This window comes from Streptomyces sp. NPDC006733 (assembly GCF_040636125.1).
GTDB lineage: Bacteria > Actinomycetota > Actinomycetes > Streptomycetales > Streptomycetaceae > Actinacidiphila.
Genome location: NZ_JBEYJD010000042.1, coordinates 41,015 through 59,340, shown reverse-complemented (window position 1 = coordinate 59,340; position 18,326 = coordinate 41,015). Strand labels below are relative to the sequence as shown.

The window sequence follows — 18,326 nt, the reverse complement described above, 5'->3', positions numbered from 1 at the left end:
CCAGATGACCGGTCAGCCCAGCCGGGGCTGAATCTTCTCGATGAATACGGACTGCTTCTGCTCTGCGGTCAGATGGCAGGCGGACCCCCGCCCCGCCGGGAGGTCCGGCCGGTCGGTGCGGCAGCGCGTACCGCCGACCAGTTCGGTGAACTCGCAGCGGGGGTGGAACGCGCAGCCGGGCGGCGGGTTGAGCAGGCTCGGCGGGGTGCCGGGGATCGGGCTCAGGGGCTCGTCGACGTTCGAGGAGAGCCGGGGCATCGAGCTCAGCAGGCCCCAGGTGTAGGGGTGCTGCGGGGACTTGATGACCTCCCGCACCGAGCCGCGCTCGACGGCCCGGCCCGCGTACATCACCAGCAGGTCGTCGGCGATCTTGGAGACGACGCCCAGGTCGTGGGTGATCAGGATGATCGCCGACCCGAACTCCTGCTGGAGGTCCTTGAGCAGGTCGAGGATCTGCGCCTGGACGGTGACGTCGAGCGCGGTGGTCGGCTCGTCGGCGATGAGCAGGTCGGGGTTGCAGATCAGCGACATCGCGATCATCGCGCGCTGCCGCATGCCGCCGGAGAACTGGTGCGGGTAGTCGTCCACCCGGATCTTCGGCTGCGGGATGCCGACCTTGGTCAGCATCTCGACGGCCTTCGCCCGCCCCTCGCGCCGGCTCGCGCCGGTGTGCTTCATGAACGGCTCGGCGATCTGCCGGCCCACGGTGTAGTACGGCGAGAGCGCCGTCAGCGGGTCCTGGAAGATCATCGCCATCTTGTTGCCGCGCAGCCTCTCCAGGGTGCGGTTGCTCGCCCCGGTCAGCTCCTGCCCGTCCAGCAGGATCTCGCCGGTGACGGTGGTGCTCCGCGGGTTGTGCAGCCCGAGCACCGTCAGGTTGGTCACGGACTTCCCGGAGCCCGACTCGCCGACGATGCCCAGCGTCCTGCCGCGTTCGAGGTCGAAGGAGAGCCCGTCGACGGCCTTCACGATGCCGTCCTCGGTGGAGAACCGCACGTGCAGGTCACGCACGGAGAGGAACGCGTCGGTCCCGGACGGGGCCGGCTCTCCCTCGGTCTTGGTCATGGTGGTCACTGCCGGGGCTCCTAGGAGAGGCGCACGCGCGGATCGATGAACGCGTAGGCGGCGTCCACGATGATGTTGAACAGGACGATCAGGGCGGCGCTGAAGAGCATCACGCCCATGAGCATCGGCAGGTCCGTCCGGAGCACCGAGTCCACGGCGAGGCGGCCGATGCCCGCCAGCGAGAAGGTGAACTCGGTGATCATCGCGCCGCCCAGCAGGGTGCCGATGTCCAGGCCGAGCATGGTGACGATCGGGATGAGCGAGCCGCGCCAGGCGTACCGGAAGAACACGTAGCGGCTCGACATGCCCTTGGCGCGGGCGGTGCGGACGTGCTCCTCCTGCAGCTGGTCGATCATCGTGGAGCGGGACATGCGCGTGTAGCCCGCGGTGAAGATGATCGACAGCACGCACCAGGGGATGAGCAGCCCGCTGAACCAGCCGAGGGGATCCTCCGAGATCGGGACGTACTTGGGCTGGTCCAGGATCTGGTTGTTGTAGACCAGCAGGGCCAGCACGATCGGGCCGACGAAGTAGATCTGCATCGAGCTGAGCACCAGCGACACCGAGCTGAAGAACTTGTCGACGAAGGTGCCGCGCCGCCAGGCGGCCAGCATGCCGGCGCCGAGGCCGACGAGCAGGAAGACCACGATGCCGCCGGCCGCCAGCGACAGCGTCAGCGGGAAGCGGTTGAGGATCGTCGGCCAGACCGGGTCGGAGTTGGCGAAGGAGTAGCCGAAGCAGGGGGCGGCGCAGTCGCCGACGCTGAAGTGGCGCCCCGCGAAGATCCCCACCATGTAGTGGAAGTACTGGACCGGGACCGGTTCGTCGAGGCCGAGGTTGCGGTGGATCAGCGCGATGTTGTCGGGCGTGCAGTTCTTCCCGCAGGACAGCAGGGCCGGATCGTGCGGGATCGCGAAGAACAGGAAGTAGGTGAAGGCACTGATGAAGAGCAGGATGACGAGCGCGCCGAGCGTCCGGCGTACGAGGAATCGAAGCATGAGTCGCAGCTCTCAGGGGACGGCGGCGGGGGGCGGTGCCGCCTCCGGTGGGACCGTGAACCGGTCCCACCGGAAGGCGCCTGCGGTGCTTACTGCTTGACGAAGAGCTTCGTCAGGTCGATCTGGGAGGTGATGTTGTTGTAGACGACACCGCCGACCTTGGAGCCGAAGAGCTGGAGCTGCTTGTAGTAGACCGTCGGGACACCCGGGATCACCTGGGTGACGATGTAGGTGTTGAGCTTGAACCACTCGTCGGCGGCCTGCTTCGGGTCGGTGATCGCCTTGATGCGGTCGATCTCCGAGTTGATCTTCGGGTCGTTGACGTGCGCGTAGTTCGGCGCCTGGTCCGCGATCGTGCGGCCGTCGAAGACCGGCGGGATGACGGTCAGGGTGCTCGGCCAGTCCGCGCCCCACGCGCTCGCGTAGATGTCGTAGGAGTTGTCGACCTTGCCGATCAGGTCGTAGTACGTGTCGGACGGCAGGTCCTTGCGCTGGACGTCGAAGCCGGCCTTCTTGAGCGCGTCCGCGATGGCGACCGAGTACTCCTGGCCGGCGGCGGTGTTGATGTACGCGTAGGTGATCTTGGTGTTCAGCTTGCCCGCGTCGGTGAGGATCTTCTTCGCGGCGACCTGGTCGCCGTCGGGCTTGGCGACCTTGCCCAGCGGGTCGGCCTTCTGGTAGCCGGCGAGGGTCGGGCTGATGTAGCCGCCCGCGTACTCCGCGCCGTACGAGGCGCCGAGGGCCTGCCAGACCGACTTGGTCGGGATCGCCAGCGCCAGGGCCTTGCGGACCTGGAGATCGGTGATCCGCTTCATGTTGAAGTTGATCTGGCCCACGAACGGCTGGTAGCCGGAGACCGTGCGCTTGAAGATCGAGGCGGTCCCGACGACGGTCGGGGTGCTCTTGGTGTCCACCGCGTTCGCGAAGCTCAGCGACGTCTGGTTCTCACCGGCGTCCGACATCAGGCGCTTGGTGGAGTCCGGCGCCTGGTGGTTGAACGTGATGTCGAAGGTGTCGACGTACTGGTGGCGCGCGGAGTCGGTCTTCGGGTCCCAGTTGGTGTTCTTCACGAGCGTCATGGACTTGCCGCTCTGGAAGGACTGGATCTTGTACGGGCCCGACGCGACCGGCGCCTTGTCGTACTTCTCCTTGGTGTCCTTCGCGCTGTCGACCACGGCGTAGCCCGCCATGGCCATCAGGTACGGGGTGTCCGGCTGCGCCACCGGGAAGTGGAAGACGATCGTCTTCGGGTCAGGCGTCTGCAGCAGCGAGTCCGGCAGGTGTGCGCCCTTGTACGGGCCGTCCGGCAGCAGCTTGCGGTAGTCGGTCCCGGCGGTGTTGGCCAGCCACTGCTGGAGGTAGGCCGGGCCGTTGGTGACGAACGGGGCGAACAGCCGCTCCACCGACCAGCGGATGTCCTTCGAGGTGATCGGCGTGCCGTCCTCGAACTTGATGCCGTCCTTGAGGGTGTACGTCCACGTCTTGCCGGCGTCGGACTGCTTGCCGCTGTCGGTGGCGAGGTCGCCGACGACGGTGTACTTGCCCTTGCTGTCGAGCTTGTACGTCGTCAGCCCGCGGTGGATGAGCGTGGCGAGCCCGCCCTCGTTGGAGACGTAGATCTGGCCCGGGTCCAGGTGGGTGTAGCTGTCGCGCTCCAGGGCGTGCAGGGTGCCGCCGGGCTTGGCGCCCGCGATCTCCTCCGCCGGGCCGGTGGAGGCGGCGGCGTCGCCGAAGGTGATCTGGGACTGCTGCTGTTTCGCGTTCTGGTCCTGCTTGTCCTTGGTGTCGTTCTTGCCCGTACCGCCGCCGCCGCTGCTGCACGCGGTGAGCATGAGCGCGCCCGCCGCCAGGGCCACCAGGGTGGCCTTCGTTCTACGCATGTAGACCGTCATGGCTGTCTCTACACCTACCTGTTCGTCGATGGCTGATGTGCTGACTGACTCATCCGGTGCAGGGGCGGCGGTGCGCCCCGGGGTACGGCTCCAGCGCTCCGCGATACAGCTTCAGCGCCCCGATTTCGGGTCGAACGCATCCCGGACCGAGTCCCCGAGCAGGTTGAACGCGACGATGAAGATCACCATGGCGATGCCGGGGAAGAACATGTAGGTGATGTCGTTCTGGGCGATGTCGCCGCCCTTGGCGAACATCCGGCCCCAGTCCGGGGTCGGCTCGATGATGCCGACGCCGAGGAACGACAGGCCCGCCTCCGCGGTGACGAACCCGGGAAGCATGAAGGTGGCCTGCACCAGGATCGGTGTGACCAGGTTCGGCAGCAGTTCACGGCGGACGATGCGCCATGACGAGGCGCCGGTGACCTTGGCCGCCTCGATGAACTCCCGCTCCCGCAGGCTGAGTACCTGGCCGCGCAGGATGCGGGAGAGCCCCATCCAGCCGAGGAACCACTGGACGACGATGAGCGCGGTCACGCGCAGGTAGGTGGGCGTCTCGTCCTGCGGGTCGACGAAGATCGCCACCACGATCGGCATGAAGGCCACGAAGAACAGCTGCGAGGGGAACGCCAGCAGCAGGTCGGAGAGCCGGCCGATGAAGTAGTCGGCCTTGCCGCCGAGGTAGCCGGAGGTGATGCCGAGCAGGATGGCGGTCGACACCGTGGCCAGCGTGACCGCGACGCTGATGAACAGCGAGGTGCGGATCCCGTACAGCAGCTGGGTGAAGACGTCACGCCCCAGGCCCGGCTCGATGCCGAACCAGAACTCGCTGCTCACCCCGCCGTTGGGGGCGACCGGGTACCCGAACTCGTTGAGCAGGTCGGAGTTGTTCTGCCCGTAGAGGGTGTATGGGTCCTTGCCGTAGAGCTTGGAGATCACCGGCGCCAGGATCGCGATGGCGAAGAAGAAAATAACTACGCAGGCGGAGAGGACTCCGGTACGGTCGCGTTTGAACCGCCGCCACATGAGCTGGCCGGGGGAGAAACCGACGATGTCGCCAGCTTCTTTGCCCAGGCCCTGGGTCTGGGCCGCCGGGTCGATGGAGCCGTCTTCGGCCCCCGTGACCACGGCCTGGGTTTGGCTCGTCATAACGAATGCCCCCACACCAGGAGTCTGTCGTCGCGACGGAGAACTTCGTCGCGGGTTGAGCGGACTTTGGCAATGGATTCATCCTCCAGTCAAGGGGGCGGCGGGTGAAGAAAGAGCCCAGTGCCTCTTCTTGGGCGAAGATTGTGCAGATTGCTGCGGTCGCGTGCTTGACAGTGATCCTCTGCGGGCGGCAATTGGGGATCTATACGCATCAAACGCGTTTACACGTAAGCAACTCGACTGTCGCAACACCGATATACGGACGTAGCACTCTGAGCAGCGTACGGACGGGCGCCGCCATGGGCCTGCCGGCGGCGTCCGCGGTGCTTTCGGCCGACTGTCGTCCAGGGAAAGCCTGTTCCCCTCCCTGATGTGCGGGTATATCTATGGGATCGGTGTGCCTGGGGGGAGACGGCCTTGTATCAGGGCAGAGTTCTCGCGCGCGGAGCGCGGGTTGCGGGCGGGATCATTTGTGTCGTTCTTATGGCAACAGAGATCGTTTGGATGGGCCGCGACATCGGCAATGTCGGTTTCAAGGACACATTGCTGAGCTGGATCGGTCGCATTTTCGCGGGCCAGGGGCACGCGCTCCTCGGCACGTCCATCACGGACCTGGTGCTGGTGGTCGTCTATCTGGGCGCCCTGGTGGCGGCCGCGCGGCCGAGCGCCGCCGGCGCCTTCGTGGCCGCCGGGCTGCTCACCTTCCTCTACCGGCTCCCGCTGCTGTGGATCCTGACCGAGGACATCACCGAGGGGCTCCCTCTGCGGGACCGCGCGCTGTACACCGCGATCGGCGCGCTCATCGCCTCCGTGGCGCTCATCGTCATCGCCGCCGCGGGACGCCGCCTGGTCCTCTCGCCTGCCGACGGCCCGCCGCCCGCCCCGCCGCGCACCGGGCCCGCGGTGGTCGCCGGGCTGCTGCTGATGCTCCTCGCGCTGGTGGCCGTCGCCTGGGAGGCGTACTACATCGACCGGTTCACCTCGGACCGGATGGGGCCCTTCTCGTACTGGCGGCAGTTCAGCGGGCAGCAGCCGTCCGGCATCCTGCTCGCCGCTCCGGGATTCTGGATCGACTGGGCGACGGCCCTGCTGTGCGTGGTCGCCGCGGTGCAGGCGTTCGCCAGGAAGCCGATGGCGCGCCCGCTGGGCACGGCGCTCGGCTGGGTGCTGCTCGCCTATGCCGTGTACACGCTGAACGTCTACTCCAAGCAGAAGCTGCTCTTCGAGTTCGACGACATCAGGACGCCCGACATCCTGCAGCAGCTGACGTCCCTCGCGGAGGTCGTCGCCGGGCTCCTGATCATCCTGCTGCTCGCGCTGCGCGGCACCGACCGGCCGCCGGTGCCGGGCGCCTGGGGCCCGCCGGGCGCCCCCGGCGGGCAGTACGGAGCCTGGGGCACGCCGCCCGCGCCCGCGCCGTACAACGACGCCCCGTACGGCCGGTCGCCGTTCGGCAGCCCGCCGCCGCTGCCGCCGGAGTACCCGCCGAACGCGCCGCCGCGCCCGCAGACGCCGCCCAGTTGGTAGGGGCGGCGCCGGCGGGCCCGGCCGCCCGGGTCAGGCCACGCCCAGCGTCCGCTTGAGGAACGCGACCTGGAGCAGCAGCAGGTTCTCCGCGACCTCCTCCTGCGGGGTCATGTGCGTGACTCCGGAGAGCGGCAGCACCTCGTGCGGCCGGCCGGCCGCCAGCAGCGCGGAGGAGAGCCGCAGCGAGTGCGCCACCAGGACGTTGTCGTCCGCGAGCCCGTGGATGATCATCATCGGCCGGACCTGCTCCGCGGCGCCGGACAGCCCCTCGTCGGTGACGACGGAGTTGGCGGCGTACACCTCGGGCTGCTCGTCCGGGTGGCCGAGATAGCGCTCCTGGTAGTGGGTGTCGTACAGCCGCAGATCGGTGACGGGCGCGCCGACGACCCCGGCGTGGAACACGTCGGGGCGGCGCAGCACGGCGAGCGCGGAGAGGTAGCCGCCGTACGACCAGCCGCGGATGCCGACCCGCTCCAGGTCCAGCGGGTACTCCCCGGCCAGCGCGTGCAACGCCTCGACCTGGTCGTTCAGTGTCACCCCGGCGAGGTCGCGGACGACGGCCTTCTCCCAGGCGGGGGAGCGGCCCGGCGTCCCGCGGCCGTCCGCGACGATCACCGCGAAGCCCTGGTCGGCGAACCACTGCGAGACCAGGTGGGCGTTGTGCGCGGCGACCACGCGCTGGCCGTGCGGCCCGCCGTACGGGTCCATGAGCACCGGCAGCGGCCCGTCGCCCTCCCGGTAGCCGGTCGGCAGCAGGACCGCCGCCGGGATCCGCCGTTCGCCCGCCTCGGTCAGCCGGACGACCGCGCGCAGCGCCGGCTGCTGCGCGTGCGAGGCGACGGCGGCGACGGGCTTGTCGTCCCGCAGCACCCGGGTCCTGGCGCCGGGGGTCTCCAGCGTCGCGGAGGTGAGCACCGTCAGCGCCCCGGAGCGCACCGCCGAGTGCACGCCCGGCTCGTCCGACACCCGGGTGACGCCGCGCTCGCCCACCCGGTAGACGTGGATCTCCCCGATCTCGGGGTGCTCCGCCGCGGCGCCGGCCGACGCCGAGACCAGGACGTCGTCCCCGGCGATGTCGAGCACCGCCCGGACGTGCAGCTGCGCGCCGGTCAGCGGGCGGTCGCCGACGACCAGGACGCGCGCCCCGGCCTCCTCGGCGATCCGGACCAGCTTCCCGTCCGGCGTCCAGGCCGGCACCCCAGCGAAAAGATCAAGCCAATCCTGATCTTCCTCCGCGTGCAGCGGATGCGTGCGGCCGGAGCCGGGGTCGACGCTCAGGAAGAGCTGGCTGCGCTGGTCACGGGCCTGGACGAGCAGGACGGGCGGGCCGGCCGCCGACCAGTGCACCTGGGCGAGGTACGGGTAGCGCTCCCGGTCCCACTCCACGTCCACCCGGGAGCCGTCGAGCCCGACCAGGGCCAGCGACACCAGGGCGTTGGCCGTGCCGGCCGCCGGATAGGCGATCTCGGCCGGACGGCGGTACGGGTGGGCCGGGTCGGCGATCCACCAGCGCTGCACGGGGGTCTCGTCGACCCGGGCGGCCAGCAGCCGCTCGCCGTCCGGCGACCACCAGAAGCCGCGGCTGCGCGACATCTCCTCCTGCGCGATGAACTCCGCCAGCCCCCACGTCACCTCGTCGCCGTCCGGCTCCGCGAGCGCCCGGTCGTTGCCGCCGTCGGCGTCGACGACGCGGAGCGCGCCCTCCGCCACGTACGCCACGCGGCGGCCGTCGGGCGACGGCCGGGGGTCGACGACGGGGCCCGCGGTGGACAGCTCGCGCGCCGTCCCGGCCCGCAGCTCGGCCACGAACAGCCGCCCGGAGAGCGCGAACGCCGCCAGCTCCACGGCCCGGTCCACCGCGTAGCCGACCACGCCCGACGACCCCTCGCGGCTGCGCTCGCGCCGCGCCCGCTCCTGCGCGGAGAGCTCCTCGCCGGCCCCCGCGAGCAGCTCCGCCGGGTCCGCGGCGACCCGCTCCTGGCCGGACTCCGGGTCCAGGACCCACAGCAGGTTCGACGCGTCGGTCCCGGACCGGGACCGCAGGAACGTCACGCGCTCCCCGTCCGGCGAGACGGTGAACGCCCGGGGCGCGCCCAGCGACAGGCGCTGGGTGCGGGCGTGCTGGCGGGGGAACGAGAGCTCTTCAGTCATGGCACCGACCCTAGGCCGCCTGTAGCGGGGCTCACCGGCTCTGGCGGAAAACCGGCTATGCGCCCCCGTGTGCTTCCGTGCACCGAGATATGCGGTGGCACGGAAAGTTATGATCAGTCGCCGTGTGTGGGTAAGGGTTAGTAGCAACTGGCAAGTGTCGTCGTGCCCCTGCGTACCTGGGAGGTGAGCCGTTGTGGCGCTTTCGATTTCGGCGGTGCTGCTACTGCTGATCGTCGTGGCCCTGCTGGTCAAGAAGTCTGGGCTCAAAGGCGGTCATGCGGTGGTCTGTGTCCTGCTCGGCTTCTACTTGGCGAGCTCGTCCGCGGCCCCGACCATCCAGCAGTTCACGACGAGCGTCGCGGGCATGATCGGGGGCTTCAAGTTCTGAGGCTTACGCTCTCTCCATGAGCGATCTCCCTCCCAGGCGGCTGCTGCTCGTCCACGCCCACCCGGACGACGAGTCGATCAACAATGGCGCGACGATGGCCAAGTACGTCGCGGAGGGCGCCCACGTCACCCTCGTGACCTGCACCCTCGGCGAAGAGGGCGAGGTCATCCCGACCGGCCTCGCACACCTGGCCGCGGACCGCGACGACACCCTCGGCCGGCACCGCGTCGGGGAGCTCGCCGACGCGATGCGGGAGCTGGGCGTCACCGATCACCGCTTCCTGGGCGGGGCGGGCCGCTACCGCGACTCGGGGATGATGGGCGTCGTCCAGAACGAGCACCCGGACTGCTTCTGGCAGGCCGACCTGGACGAGGCCGCCGGCCATCTCGTGGACGTCATCCGCGAGGTCCGGCCGCAGGTCCTGGTCGCCTACGACCCGAACGGCGGCTACGGGCACCCCGACCACATCCAGGCGCACCGCGTCGCGATGCGCGCGGCCGAGCTGGCCGCGGCCGAGGGGTTCGGCATCGAGAAGACCTACTGGAACTGCGTACCGCGCTCCGTGGTCGAGGAGGGCTTCGCCGCTCTCCGGGCGGCGGGCCGGGCCATCCCCTTCGAGGGGATCGCCTCGGTCGACGACGTACCGGGCGTGGTGGACGACGCGGACGTGACGGCCGTGATCGACGGGACCGGCTACGCGGAGCGCAAGGCCGCCGCGATGCGCGCGCACCTCACCCAGATCGCCGTGGACGGCCCGTTCTTCGCCCTCTCCAACGACCTCGGGCAGCCGCTCTTCGCCACCGAGTACTACACGCTGGCCCGCGGCACCGCGGGCGCGGAGCGCGAGGACGACCTCTTCGCCGGGGTGCGGGCATGAGCGCGGGCAAGGGCGCCGCCCCCGTCCCGGAGCCGTCGCAGCCGCTGGGCCGCACGGCGCGGATCGTGGCGTACGTCGTGCTCGGGGTGCTCGCCGCGCCGGTCGGCGGGGCGGGCGCGCTGGTCCAGGCCGGCTGGTTCCCCGGCGGGCTGCTGCTCGCGCTGGCGGGCGTCGCGGCGCTGTTCCTCGGCGGTGTGAAGCTCACCGGGACCCGGCTGGGGGTGGCGGTTCCGGGCGCTGTGTGGCTGGTCACCGTGATGATGCTCAGCTCGGCGCGGCCCGAGGGCGACTTCCTCTTCGCTGCCGGTATCGGCCCGTACATCTACCTGTTGGGCGGGGTGCTCGCGGGAGTGGTCTGCTCCATTTTGCCGCAATTGCCCTCATCCGCGGCTAATGACGCCCGACTTGGCGGCTGACCCGCACTCCATGGTCTGCTGAGGGGCGAGCGTTGCCCCGGTCACGGGGATCGCTCCGGCACCGCCCAGTATGGTGGTGCGCGCTGGCGAGCCGCCTGAGGATGGCCGTGAGGTGGCGAAGCTAACCGGGAGAGCCTGCTTTGAGTCGTGAAACTGACAGTTCGTCCTCCGGGAACCAGGGGGGTCGCGGCGGCGCCGCGTACCCGTCGGGGACCCCGCCGTACGGAACCCGCCCGTTTCCGTCGCTGCACCCGCAGGAGGGGTCGCAGGACGGCGACGCCGCGCCCGAGGCACCGGTGCCGCCGGCTGCCGAGGAGCCCAGGACCGAGACCACGATGACCACCCGGATCCGGATCAACATCCCCGGGTCCCGGCCGATCCCGCCGCTGGTCATGCGCACCCCCGTCGAGGACCGCGCCCCCGTGGAGCCGCCCGCCGAGGCCGACCCGGCCCGCCCGGCGTCCAGTTGGAACGCGGTGCCGCCGCCCGCGCCGGCCGCCGAGCCGGCGCCGGAACCGGAGCCGGAGCCGGAGGCGCCCGCCGGAGGGGAGCGGACCAGCGACTGGTTCGCCCCGCGCAAGGCCGCGGCGCCGCCGCCCCCCGCGCCCGGCGCGACGCCGCCCCCGGCGGCGAACGGCAGCGGACCGGCCGGCGGGCAGCAGGCCGGCGCCCAGCAGGCCGCCGGACAGCAGGCGTCCGGGCAGCCGGCCGCCGGACAGCCCACGGCGGGCCCGTACCTGGCGCCGCCGATGGGCACGCCGCTCGGCGGCGCGGGGAGCGTCCCCGTGAACCGGGACGACACCCCGTGGCCCGGCACCAACCCGCTGGCGCCGCAGGACCCCGCCTTCGGCGACCCCTCCTACGCCGACCGCAACTACTCCGACCCCGAGTTCAACGGCCCGCCGTTCGGACCGGACGGAGCCCCCGGCGACCGCGCCACGCCCTTCCCCGGCTACCGGCCGCCCGCGGGCGACTCCCCGCAGGGACCGGCCGGACCGGCCGGACCCACCACAGGACCGGTGACCGGTACCGCGCGGCTGCCCCTCGCGAGCCAGGCCGCCCCGGGCGCCCCCGGTGCTGCCGCCGCGCCCCCCGGCGCCCCGGCCGCGCCCGGTTCCCCCGGTGGCCGCGTCTCGGGCGACACGCTGGTCAGCGGCATCCCGACGGTGCCCGCGGGACCCAGGACGCCGAAGCCCCCGGCCGCCGACGAGAACTCCTACCGCTTCGAGGCGGACAGCGCCCCGGCGCCCAAGGGCCGCTCCAAGGTGCTGCTGGCGGGCGGCCTGCTGGTCTTCCTCGTGGGCGTCGCCTACGGCGCCGGCCTGCTGATGAACCACGCGGAAGTGCCCAAGGGCACCACCGTGCTCGGCGTCGACATCGGCGGGAAGTCCCGTGACGAGGCCGTCAAGGCGCTCGATGCGAAGCTCGGCTCCCGCACCACCGCCCCGATCAAGGTGAAGGTCGGCGGCAAGGTGCTGGAGCTCAAGCCGTCGGTGGCGGGCCTGTCCATCGACAACCTGGCCACCGTCCGCTCCGTCGCGCACACCGACTACAACCCGGTCTCGGTGATCGGGTCGCTCCTCGGCGGGGCGCGGCCGGCGGAACCGGTGATGATCGAGGACGACGAGAAGCTCAAGTCCGCGCTGCAGAACCTGTCCAAGCAGGCGGGCGGCGGCTCCGGCTCCGAGGGCATGGTCAAGTTCGTCAACGGCAAGGCCGTCGCCGTGCCGGGCACCCCGCGGCAGGCCGTCGACGTCGACGGGTCGATGAAGAAGATCACCGAGGCGTACCGGACGCGCGCCGAGACCGGCCGCGACCAGCCGGTGGAGCTGAACTCGACGACGGTGCAGCCGAAGGTCACCCAGGCCCAGCTCGACGAGGCGATCGCCGGCTTCGGCAAGACGGCGATGGCCGGGACCGTCACGGTGAAGACCGACAGCACGCACAAGGTCCCGTTCGGCCCGAACAAGTCGCTGCCCAAGTTCCTGACGATGGTCGCGGACGCCGACGGCAAGCTCCAGCCCACCTTCGACCTGGCCGTCCTCAAGGGGCTGTACGGCAAGATGTACAGCGGCGCGCTCGTGGTGCGGGACAACGGGACGAAGACCCCCGTCACCCCGCAGGACGTCGCCGACGCGATGCTGCCGGCGCTGAAGTCGTCCGAGCAGTCGAAGAAGACCGTGGTCATCCCGCACCTCGCGAAGTAGCGGCCCCGGCGGCGCCGGGCACCGTGCTCCCGCATGACATCTGTCATGCGGAAGACACGATGTCCGGCACTGCCGCGGGACCCCGCCGGTCCGCGAGGCTCGCGGCATGACCGCACCAGCCGCACAGACCACGACCGGCGGGCCCGCCACCGGCGAACCCGTGGTCGGATTCAGCGGCGTGAACAAGAGCTTCGGCCCTGTGCACGCTGTCGCCGACCTCACCTTGACCCTGCACCCCGGCGAGACCGTGGCGCTGCTCGGTCCCAACGGGGCCGGCAAGTCCTCCGCCCTCGACCTGCTGCTCGGGCTGCGCAACCCCGACTCCGGCACCGTCGAGGTCTTCGGCACCACCCCGGCGCAGGCCATCGCGCAGGGGAGGGTCGGCGCGATGCTGCAGAGCGGCGGTCTCATGGAGGACGTGACGGTCCGGGAGATCATCTCCCTCGCCTGCGCGCTGCACCCCCGCGCCTACCCGGTGGACGAGGTGCTGGCCACCGCCGACATCTCCGAGATCTCCGACCGCAAGGTCAACAAGCTCTCCGGCGGCCAGGAGCAGCGGGTGCGCTTCGCGCTCGCCACCGCGGGCGACAACGACCTGATCGTGCTCGACGAGCCGACCGTCGGGATGGACGTCACCGCCCGCCAGGCGTTCTGGGCGACGATGCGCCGCCGGGTCGACGAGGGCCGCACGGTGCTCTTCGCCACCCACTACCTGGAGGAGGCGGACGCGATCGCGGACCGCGTCCTGGTGCTGCACCGCGGCCGGCTCATCGCCGACGGCACCGCGGCCGAGATCAAGGCGCGCGCCGGTGCCCGCCGGATCACCTTCGACCTGCAGGGCGCGATCGACGAGCCGGCGCTGCGGGCGCTGCCGCACCTGGTGGGCGTCGAGGTGTCCGGGAGCACCGTCCGGATGCGCTCCGACGACGCCGACGCGACGGTGCACGCCGTCTACGGCCTGGGGCTCTACCCCCGCAACCTCGAAGTCGCGGGGCTCGGCCTGGAGCAGGCGTTCCTCGCCATCACCGACGCGGCGTCCGCCGAGGAGGCGGAAGAACGATGAAGACCCTGGTCAAGCTGGAGATCCTGCGCGTCCTGCGCAACAAGAAGTTCATGTTCTTCTCGGTGATCTACCCGCCGCTGCTCTTCCTGATCATCACGGCGGGCACCGACCCCCACGAGAAGCTGCCCGGCACCGATCTGTCGACGGTCGCGTACTTCATGGTCGCGATGTCCGCGTTCGGCGCCATGACGGCCGTCCTGATGGGCAACGCCGAGCGGATCGCCCGGGAGCGCGAGAAGGGCTGGGTGCGCCAGCTGCGGCTGACCGCGCTGCCGGGCCGGGGCTACGTCACCGCGAAGATCGCCTCGGCGGCCACCATCAGCCTGCCGTCGATCCTGCTCGTCATGATCGTCGGTGCCGCCGTGAAGCAGGTGCGGCTCGACGCCTGGCAGTGGGTCGCACTCCTGCTGTGCAGTTGGGCGGGCAGCTTCGTCTTCGCGGCGCTCGGGGTGGCCATCGGCTACGTCGCGTCCGCCGACGTCGCGCGGCCGATCTCGATGATCGCCTACTTCGCACTGGCGCTGCTCGGCGGCCTGTGGGTGCCCTTCACGTCCTTCCCGCAGTGGATGCAGAACATCGCCCAGTACCTGCCGGCCCGGCCGTACGCGGCGCTCGGCCAGGCGGTCGAGCTCGGTGACGCCCCGCACCTGAAGGACATCGCGATCCTGCTGGTCTATCTGCTGGTGTTCGCGGGCGGCGCGGCCTACCTGTACCGCAAGGACACCCAGAAGGCGTGACACCGTGAAACCCATGAAGCCTGCCGAGGGTGACCGTGCCGCGTGGCGCGACGAGGTGGAGGCCGCCGACTCCACCTCCATGGGCCGCGCGCCCGAGAACCGCCGGCAGGCGGTGGTCAAGCTGCTGTGGATCTCCATCTGGATGCTCTACCTGGGCGCCCCGCTGGACGACCTGGTGCACGGCGGCCACGGCACCGCCGTGGTCGTGCTCGCCTCGCTGGGCCTCGCGGGCTTCGTCGTCGCCTACCTGGCGCTGGTCTTCCTGCGCACCAACACCGAGGAGCAGGAGCGCTGGGTGCACTGGGTGCTGGGCGGCCTCGCCGTCCTGGCGGTGGCCACCTCCACCACCCTCGGCAAGCCCTGGCTGGTGCTCTTCGTCTACGTCGCGGTGGTCTGCGGTGCGGTGCTGCCGGCGCGGTGGTCCCGCTGGCTGATCCCGGCCGTCACGGGCGCGCTCGCCCTCGTCGGCTCCTTCGTCGACACCGCGGGGGAGCTCTTTCCCGCACTGCTGATCCCGTGCCTGCTCGGTGGCTTCGCGATGGTGGGCATCAGGCACCTCGTCCAGACGATGCGCGCGCTGCGCGAGGCGCGGGAGACCGTGGCGCAGCTCGCCGCGACCGAGGAGCGGCTGCGGCTCGCCCGCGACCTGCACGACCTGCTCGGCCACTCGCTCTCGCTGATCACGCTCAAGAGCGAGCTGGCCGGCCGGATGCTGCCGGACCGCCCGGAGGACGCCGCGCAGCAGGTCGCCGACATCGAGAAGGTCAGCCGCCAGGCGCTCGTCGACGTCCGGGAGGCGGTGAGCGGCTACCGACGCCCCACGCTGGCCACCGAGCTGGCGGGCGCCCGCACCGCGCTGGCCGCCGCCGGGATCACCGCCGAGCTCCCCGTGGAGCTGCCGCCCGCCGCGGCGGCGCGGGAGGACGGATCGGCCCCGCCGGCGCTGGCACCCGACACCGAGGGCGCGCTGGCCTGGGCGCTGCGCGAGGCGATCACCAACGTCATCCGGCACAGCCGCGCGACCCGCTGCGTGGTCACGCTCGACGAGCGGTCCGACGGCGCCGCCGGCACCGTCGTCCTCACCGTCACGGACAACGGCCACGGGCCGGCCGGCGGCCCCGGCGGCCCCGGCAACGGCCTGTCCGGCCTGGAGGAGCGCCTGCTGCTCGCCGGCGGCAGTCTCTCCACCGGCCCGGCGGCCCCCACCGGCTTCGCGCTGAGCGCGAGCGTGCCGCGCCGCACCCCCGTGGAGACGGCCCCGCCCCTGCTCTGACCCCGGCACGGGGACGGCGGCCCCGGCACGGGGAGCGCGAGGCTGCGACGGGCCCGCGGCCGGTGCGGCCCTACCCTGGCGGTATGAACGAGGCCAGCGGCGGGGCCCCCGCGCGGAACGTACGAGTCCTGCTCGCCGACGACCAGTCGATGGTGCGGGAGGCGCTGGCCACGCTGCTGGGGCTGGAGGACGACATCGAGGTCGTCGTCCAGGTCGCCCGGGGCGACGAGGTGCTGGCGGCGGCCCGCGCGCACCGGCCCGACGTGGCGCTGCTCGACATCGAGATGCCCGGCCTGACCGGGATCGAGGCGGCGGCGCTGCTGCGCGCGGAACTGCCGGACGTGAGGATCGTGATCGTGACGACCTTCGGCCGCCCCGGCTACCTGCGGCGCGCGATGGAGTCCGGGGCCGAGGCGTTCCTCGTCAAGGACGCCCCGGCCGCCCAGCTGGCCGACGCCGTCCGGCGGGTGCTGCGCGGGGAGCGCGTCATCGACCCGGCGCTCGCGGCGGCGGCGCTGGCCGACGGCGCCGACCCGCTGACCGCCCGGGAGCGCGACGTGCTGCGGGCGGCGGCCGACGGCGCGGTCAACGCGGAGGTCGCGCGGAGCCTGCTGCTCTCCGAGGGCACGGTCCGCAACTACCTCTCGACGGCGATCCAGAAGACCGGCGCCCGCAACCGGGCCGAGGCGGTGCGCATCGCCCGCGAGAAGGGCTGGCTCTGAGCCGGGCGCCCGCGCCTCAGTTCAGCTGGGCGCGGGCCGACCTGGCCTGCCGCCGGATGGTCTGCGAGGTCTGCGGATCGATCCCCTTCAGCATCTCCGCGTAGGCCTCCATCTCGGACGCCCCCTGGAGGAAGTCGCCCCTCCGGACGAGGAGCTGGGCGCGTTCGTAGCGCAGCCGGGCCGGGTGGCGGGGGAGCAGCAGGGCCAGCTCGACCGCCCACAGCTGCACACCGGTCTCCTCCGGCCGGGCGGCCGCCCAGGCGCGGATGTTGTTGAGCACCCGCAGCACGATGTCGAGCGGGTCGGCCGGCACCAGCATGCCCGGCGTCGGCGGGGCGCCGGTCGCGCCCGCGACGAGCAGCTCGGTGTCGTCGGAGGTGAGGACCCGGCCGCCGCGGAACGGGTCGGCGAGCACGAAGTGCCCGGCGGGATCGCCCAGTCCGACGACGAAGTGGCCGGGCAGCGCCACCCCGTAGACCGGGGCGCCGGCCCGCCGGCCGACCTCGATCCAGACCACCGACAGCAGGATCGGCAGGCCGCGCCGCCGCCGCAGCACCTCGTGCAGCAGCGAGGACTCCAGCCGCCCGTAGTCCGCGGGCAGCCCGGCGAAGCCGCAGGTGCCGCCGAGCAGCGCGGACAGCGCGTGGGCCCAGTCGTCGGCCGTCGTGAGGCCGTAGGGCAGCATCCCGGCCAGCCGGTCGAGTTCGATCTGCGCCGCGTCCAGGCCGTGCTGCCCGAAGTCCGGGTCGGCCTCCGCGCCGATCAGCAGGCACAGCTCGGCGAGGTCGGGCCGCTCCTCGCGGGCCGCCTCCGCGAAGCGCTCACGCCACCGGCCGGTCATGTCGACGGCCGGCGGTAGTGGTAGCCGTGGTGGGTGGTGAAGCCCAGCCGGTCGTACAGCTCGCGCGCGGCGTCGTTGTCCGCCTCCACCTGGAGGTACGCGAAGGACGCGCCCTCCTCGACCGCCCGGCGGGCCAGCGCGGCCATCACCGCGGTGGCGAGCCCGGTGCGCCGGTAGGCCGGCTCGACCTCGACCGCCCCGAACAGCGCCCACCGGCCGTCCACCACGGCGCGCCCGATCGCCCCGGGCGCGGTGGCGAACCAGACGGAGGGCCCGCCGAGCACGACGGCGAGCGCCTGCTCCGCCAGGTCACCCGTGCGGTGGTACGAGGCGAGCCAGGTATCGCCCGGCTCCCGGCTCAGGGAGACGGCGTCCGCGCCGGGCAGCTCCGCGAGCGGGGCCAGCGGCGCGGTGCGGACCAGGGTGTCGGCCTCGCGGAGCCAGCCGCGCCGGTCGAGTTCGGCGGCGAGCGGCGTGTCGTCGAGCACCTGGAGGTACGGGGTCGTGCCGCGCTCGCCGTACCAGCGCACGACGCGCTCCAGCGCCTCGTCCAGCGGCACCTGGGGATCACCGTGCGCGAGGACGGAGTTGGCGCGCCGGGTGAAGCCCTCCCGTCGCCCTCCACCCTTCTGAGGAAGCGCTCCGCGCACCTTCCTCTCCGTCGCCCTGAGCGTCCACTCCCCGAGCCGTTCCTGCTCCGGCGCCGGCCAGGCGCGCGAGGCCGCCTCCTGGAGTTCGGCCGGAACCACCCGGGCGCTGCGGCGAACCGGAGCGGGGGGCACCACTTTGCCCGCGACCAGCGCGGACTCCTCGATCCGGACGGTTTCGCCGTCCCGGCGAGTGACGCACACCACGCCGCGATCCCACGATGCGAGAACACCGAGGGTGTCGCTGAACGTAGGCTGCCCGTCAGCGATCTCCAGTACTCGCCGTACGGAAACACGTTTTCCCACGTCAGCAGGGCTGATGCGGACCACGAGCCGTCCTGTGGCGGCAAAATCCATAGTCATCAGTGCCCCTCTT

16 protein-coding genes are annotated in these 18,326 nt (G+C 71.7%); 9 read left to right on the top strand and 7 right to left on the bottom strand.

What is annotated here, in order from left to right; translation table 11 throughout:
• Nucleotides 1-12: 12 nt before the first annotated feature.
• The 4 genes from ABZ721_RS31190 to ABZ721_RS31175 all read right to left on the bottom strand — a co-directional run bounded on the left by ABZ721_RS31190 (nt 13) and on the right by ABZ721_RS31175 (nt 5,101).
• Entirely contained in the window at nt 13-1,074 is a 1,062-nt protein-coding gene (locus tag ABZ721_RS31190) for an ABC transporter ATP-binding protein (protein ID WP_358792111.1), read from the bottom strand.
• An 11-nt stretch (nt 1,075-1,085) separates the two neighbouring features.
• On the bottom strand, nt 1,086-2,063 hold the full coding sequence (locus ABZ721_RS31185) for an ABC transporter permease (protein ID WP_358792110.1): 978 nt from the start codon (nt 2,061-2,063) through the stop codon (nt 1,086-1,088).
• Between the two features lie 89 nt (nt 2,064-2,152).
• Nucleotides 2,153-3,955: an ABC transporter substrate-binding protein gene (locus ABZ721_RS31180; RefSeq protein WP_358792109.1), complete on the bottom strand. Its 1,803-nt coding sequence runs from the start codon at nt 3,953-3,955 to the stop codon at nt 2,153-2,155.
• A gap of 111 nt (nt 3,956-4,066) precedes the next feature.
• The gene (locus ABZ721_RS31175; protein ID WP_358792108.1) at nt 4,067-5,101 is read right to left on the bottom strand and encodes an ABC transporter permease; all 1,035 of its coding nucleotides are present in this window, start codon (nt 5,099-5,101) and stop codon (nt 4,067-4,069) included.
• 483 nt (nt 5,102-5,584) lie between these two features.
• On the opposite strand from ABZ721_RS31175, the gene ABZ721_RS31170 reads away from it, so the two are divergent.
• Complete coding sequence (locus ABZ721_RS31170; RefSeq protein WP_358792107.1) at nt 5,585-6,628, top strand: hypothetical protein; 1,044 nt, start codon at nt 5,585-5,587, stop codon at nt 6,626-6,628.
• Between the two features lie 30 nt (nt 6,629-6,658).
• On the opposite strand, the gene ABZ721_RS31165 is transcribed toward ABZ721_RS31170, so the two are convergent.
• Nucleotides 6,659-8,779, bottom strand: a complete 2,121-nt coding sequence (locus tag ABZ721_RS31165; protein ID WP_358792106.1) for a prolyl oligopeptidase family serine peptidase — start codon at nt 8,777-8,779, stop codon at nt 6,659-6,661.
• A 193-nt stretch (nt 8,780-8,972) separates the two neighbouring features.
• On the opposite strand from ABZ721_RS31165, the gene ABZ721_RS31160 reads away from it, so the two are divergent.
• The 8 genes from ABZ721_RS31160 (at nt 8,973) to ABZ721_RS31125 (ending at nt 16,462) form a co-directional block, all read left to right on the top strand.
• Nucleotides 8,973-9,167: a hypothetical protein gene (locus ABZ721_RS31160; protein WP_269271241.1), complete on the top strand. Its 195-nt coding sequence runs from the start codon at nt 8,973-8,975 to the stop codon at nt 9,165-9,167.
• Between the two features lie 16 nt (nt 9,168-9,183).
• Nucleotides 9,184-10,044, top strand: a complete 861-nt coding sequence (gene mshB / locus ABZ721_RS31155) for an N-acetyl-1-D-myo-inositol-2-amino-2-deoxy-alpha-D-glucopyranoside deacetylase (RefSeq protein ID WP_358792105.1) — start codon at nt 9,184-9,186, stop codon at nt 10,042-10,044.
• Nucleotides 10,041-10,460 carry a DUF6113 family protein gene (locus ABZ721_RS31150; RefSeq protein ID WP_358792104.1) on the top strand — a complete coding sequence of 140 codons (420 nt, stop codon included), beginning with the start codon at nt 10,041-10,043 and terminating at the stop codon, nt 10,458-10,460. Before mshB ends, ABZ721_RS31150 begins: the two co-directional genes overlap by 4 nt.
• 335 nt (nt 10,461-10,795) lie before the next feature.
• A complete protein-coding gene (locus tag ABZ721_RS31145) occupies nt 10,796-12,667 on the top strand; it encodes a hypothetical protein (protein WP_358792103.1) in 1,872 nt (623 codons plus the stop codon).
• Between the two features lie 106 nt (nt 12,668-12,773).
• Nucleotides 12,774-13,730, top strand: coding sequence for an ABC transporter ATP-binding protein (locus tag ABZ721_RS31140; RefSeq protein ID WP_358792102.1), 957 nt, complete (start codon nt 12,774-12,776; stop codon nt 13,728-13,730).
• The gene (locus tag ABZ721_RS31135; RefSeq protein ID WP_358792101.1) at nt 13,727-14,467 is read left to right on the top strand and encodes an ABC transporter permease; all 741 of its coding nucleotides are present in this window, start codon (nt 13,727-13,729) and stop codon (nt 14,465-14,467) included. Before ABZ721_RS31140 ends, ABZ721_RS31135 begins: the two co-directional genes overlap by 4 nt.
• A 79-nt stretch (nt 14,468-14,546) precedes the next feature.
• Nucleotides 14,547-15,740 carry a sensor histidine kinase gene (locus ABZ721_RS31130; protein WP_358792132.1) on the top strand — a complete coding sequence of 398 codons (1,194 nt, stop codon included), beginning with the start codon at nt 14,547-14,549 and terminating at the stop codon, nt 15,738-15,740.
• Between the two features lie 83 nt (nt 15,741-15,823).
• The gene (locus ABZ721_RS31125) at nt 15,824-16,462 is read left to right on the top strand and encodes a response regulator transcription factor (protein ID WP_358792100.1); all 639 of its coding nucleotides are present in this window, start codon (nt 15,824-15,826) and stop codon (nt 16,460-16,462) included.
• A 16-nt stretch (nt 16,463-16,478) separates the two neighbouring features.
• Here the strand turns inward: ABZ721_RS31125 and ABZ721_RS31120 are convergent, their stop codons facing one another.
• Nucleotides 16,479-17,303, bottom strand: coding sequence for a transglutaminase-like domain-containing protein (locus tag ABZ721_RS31120; RefSeq protein WP_358792099.1), 825 nt, complete (start codon nt 17,301-17,303; stop codon nt 16,479-16,481).
• Complete coding sequence (locus ABZ721_RS31115) at nt 17,300-18,307, bottom strand: GNAT family N-acetyltransferase (RefSeq protein ID WP_358792131.1); 1,008 nt, start codon at nt 18,305-18,307, stop codon at nt 17,300-17,302. The genes ABZ721_RS31120 and ABZ721_RS31115 overlap by 4 nt, the downstream gene beginning before the upstream one ends.
• Nucleotides 18,308-18,326 lie beyond the last annotated feature (19 nt).

Excerpts from the sequence above, each read along its gene's own strand:
- ABZ721_RS31115 (WP_358792131.1), bottom strand. The coding sequence starts at position 18,307 with ATGGATTTTGCCGCCACAGGACGGCTCGTGGTCCGCATCAGCCCTGCT.
- ABZ721_RS31145 (WP_358792103.1), top strand. The coding sequence starts at position 10,796 with ATGACCACCCGGATCCGGATCAACATCCCCGGGTCCCGGCCGATCCCG.
- ABZ721_RS31120 (WP_358792099.1), bottom strand. The coding sequence starts at position 17,303 with ATGACCGGCCGGTGGCGTGAGCGCTTCGCGGAGGCGGCCCGCGAGGAG.
- ABZ721_RS31140 (WP_358792102.1), top strand. The coding sequence starts at position 12,774 with ATGACCGCACCAGCCGCACAGACCACGACCGGCGGGCCCGCCACCGGC.
- ABZ721_RS31150 (WP_358792104.1), top strand. The coding sequence starts at position 10,041 with ATGAGCGCGGGCAAGGGCGCCGCCCCCGTCCCGGAGCCGTCGCAGCCG.
- ABZ721_RS31170 (WP_358792107.1), top strand. The coding sequence starts at position 5,585 with ATGGCAACAGAGATCGTTTGGATGGGCCGCGACATCGGCAATGTCGGT.
- ABZ721_RS31180 (WP_358792109.1), bottom strand. The coding sequence starts at position 3,955 with ATGACGGTCTACATGCGTAGAACGAAGGCCACCCTGGTGGCCCTGGCG.
- ABZ721_RS31125 (WP_358792100.1), top strand. The coding sequence starts at position 15,824 with ATGAACGAGGCCAGCGGCGGGGCCCCCGCGCGGAACGTACGAGTCCTG.
- ABZ721_RS31130 (WP_358792132.1), top strand. The coding sequence starts at position 14,547 with ATGGGCCGCGCGCCCGAGAACCGCCGGCAGGCGGTGGTCAAGCTGCTG.
- ABZ721_RS31175 (WP_358792108.1), bottom strand. The coding sequence starts at position 5,101 with ATGACGAGCCAAACCCAGGCCGTGGTCACGGGGGCCGAAGACGGCTCC.
- ABZ721_RS31165 (WP_358792106.1), bottom strand. The coding sequence starts at position 8,779 with ATGACTGAAGAGCTCTCGTTCCCCCGCCAGCACGCCCGCACCCAGCGC.
- ABZ721_RS31135 (WP_358792101.1), top strand. The coding sequence starts at position 13,727 with ATGAAGACCCTGGTCAAGCTGGAGATCCTGCGCGTCCTGCGCAACAAG.
- ABZ721_RS31185 (WP_358792110.1), bottom strand. The coding sequence starts at position 2,063 with ATGCTTCGATTCCTCGTACGCCGGACGCTCGGCGCGCTCGTCATCCTG.
- mshB (WP_358792105.1), top strand. The coding sequence starts at position 9,184 with ATGAGCGATCTCCCTCCCAGGCGGCTGCTGCTCGTCCACGCCCACCCG.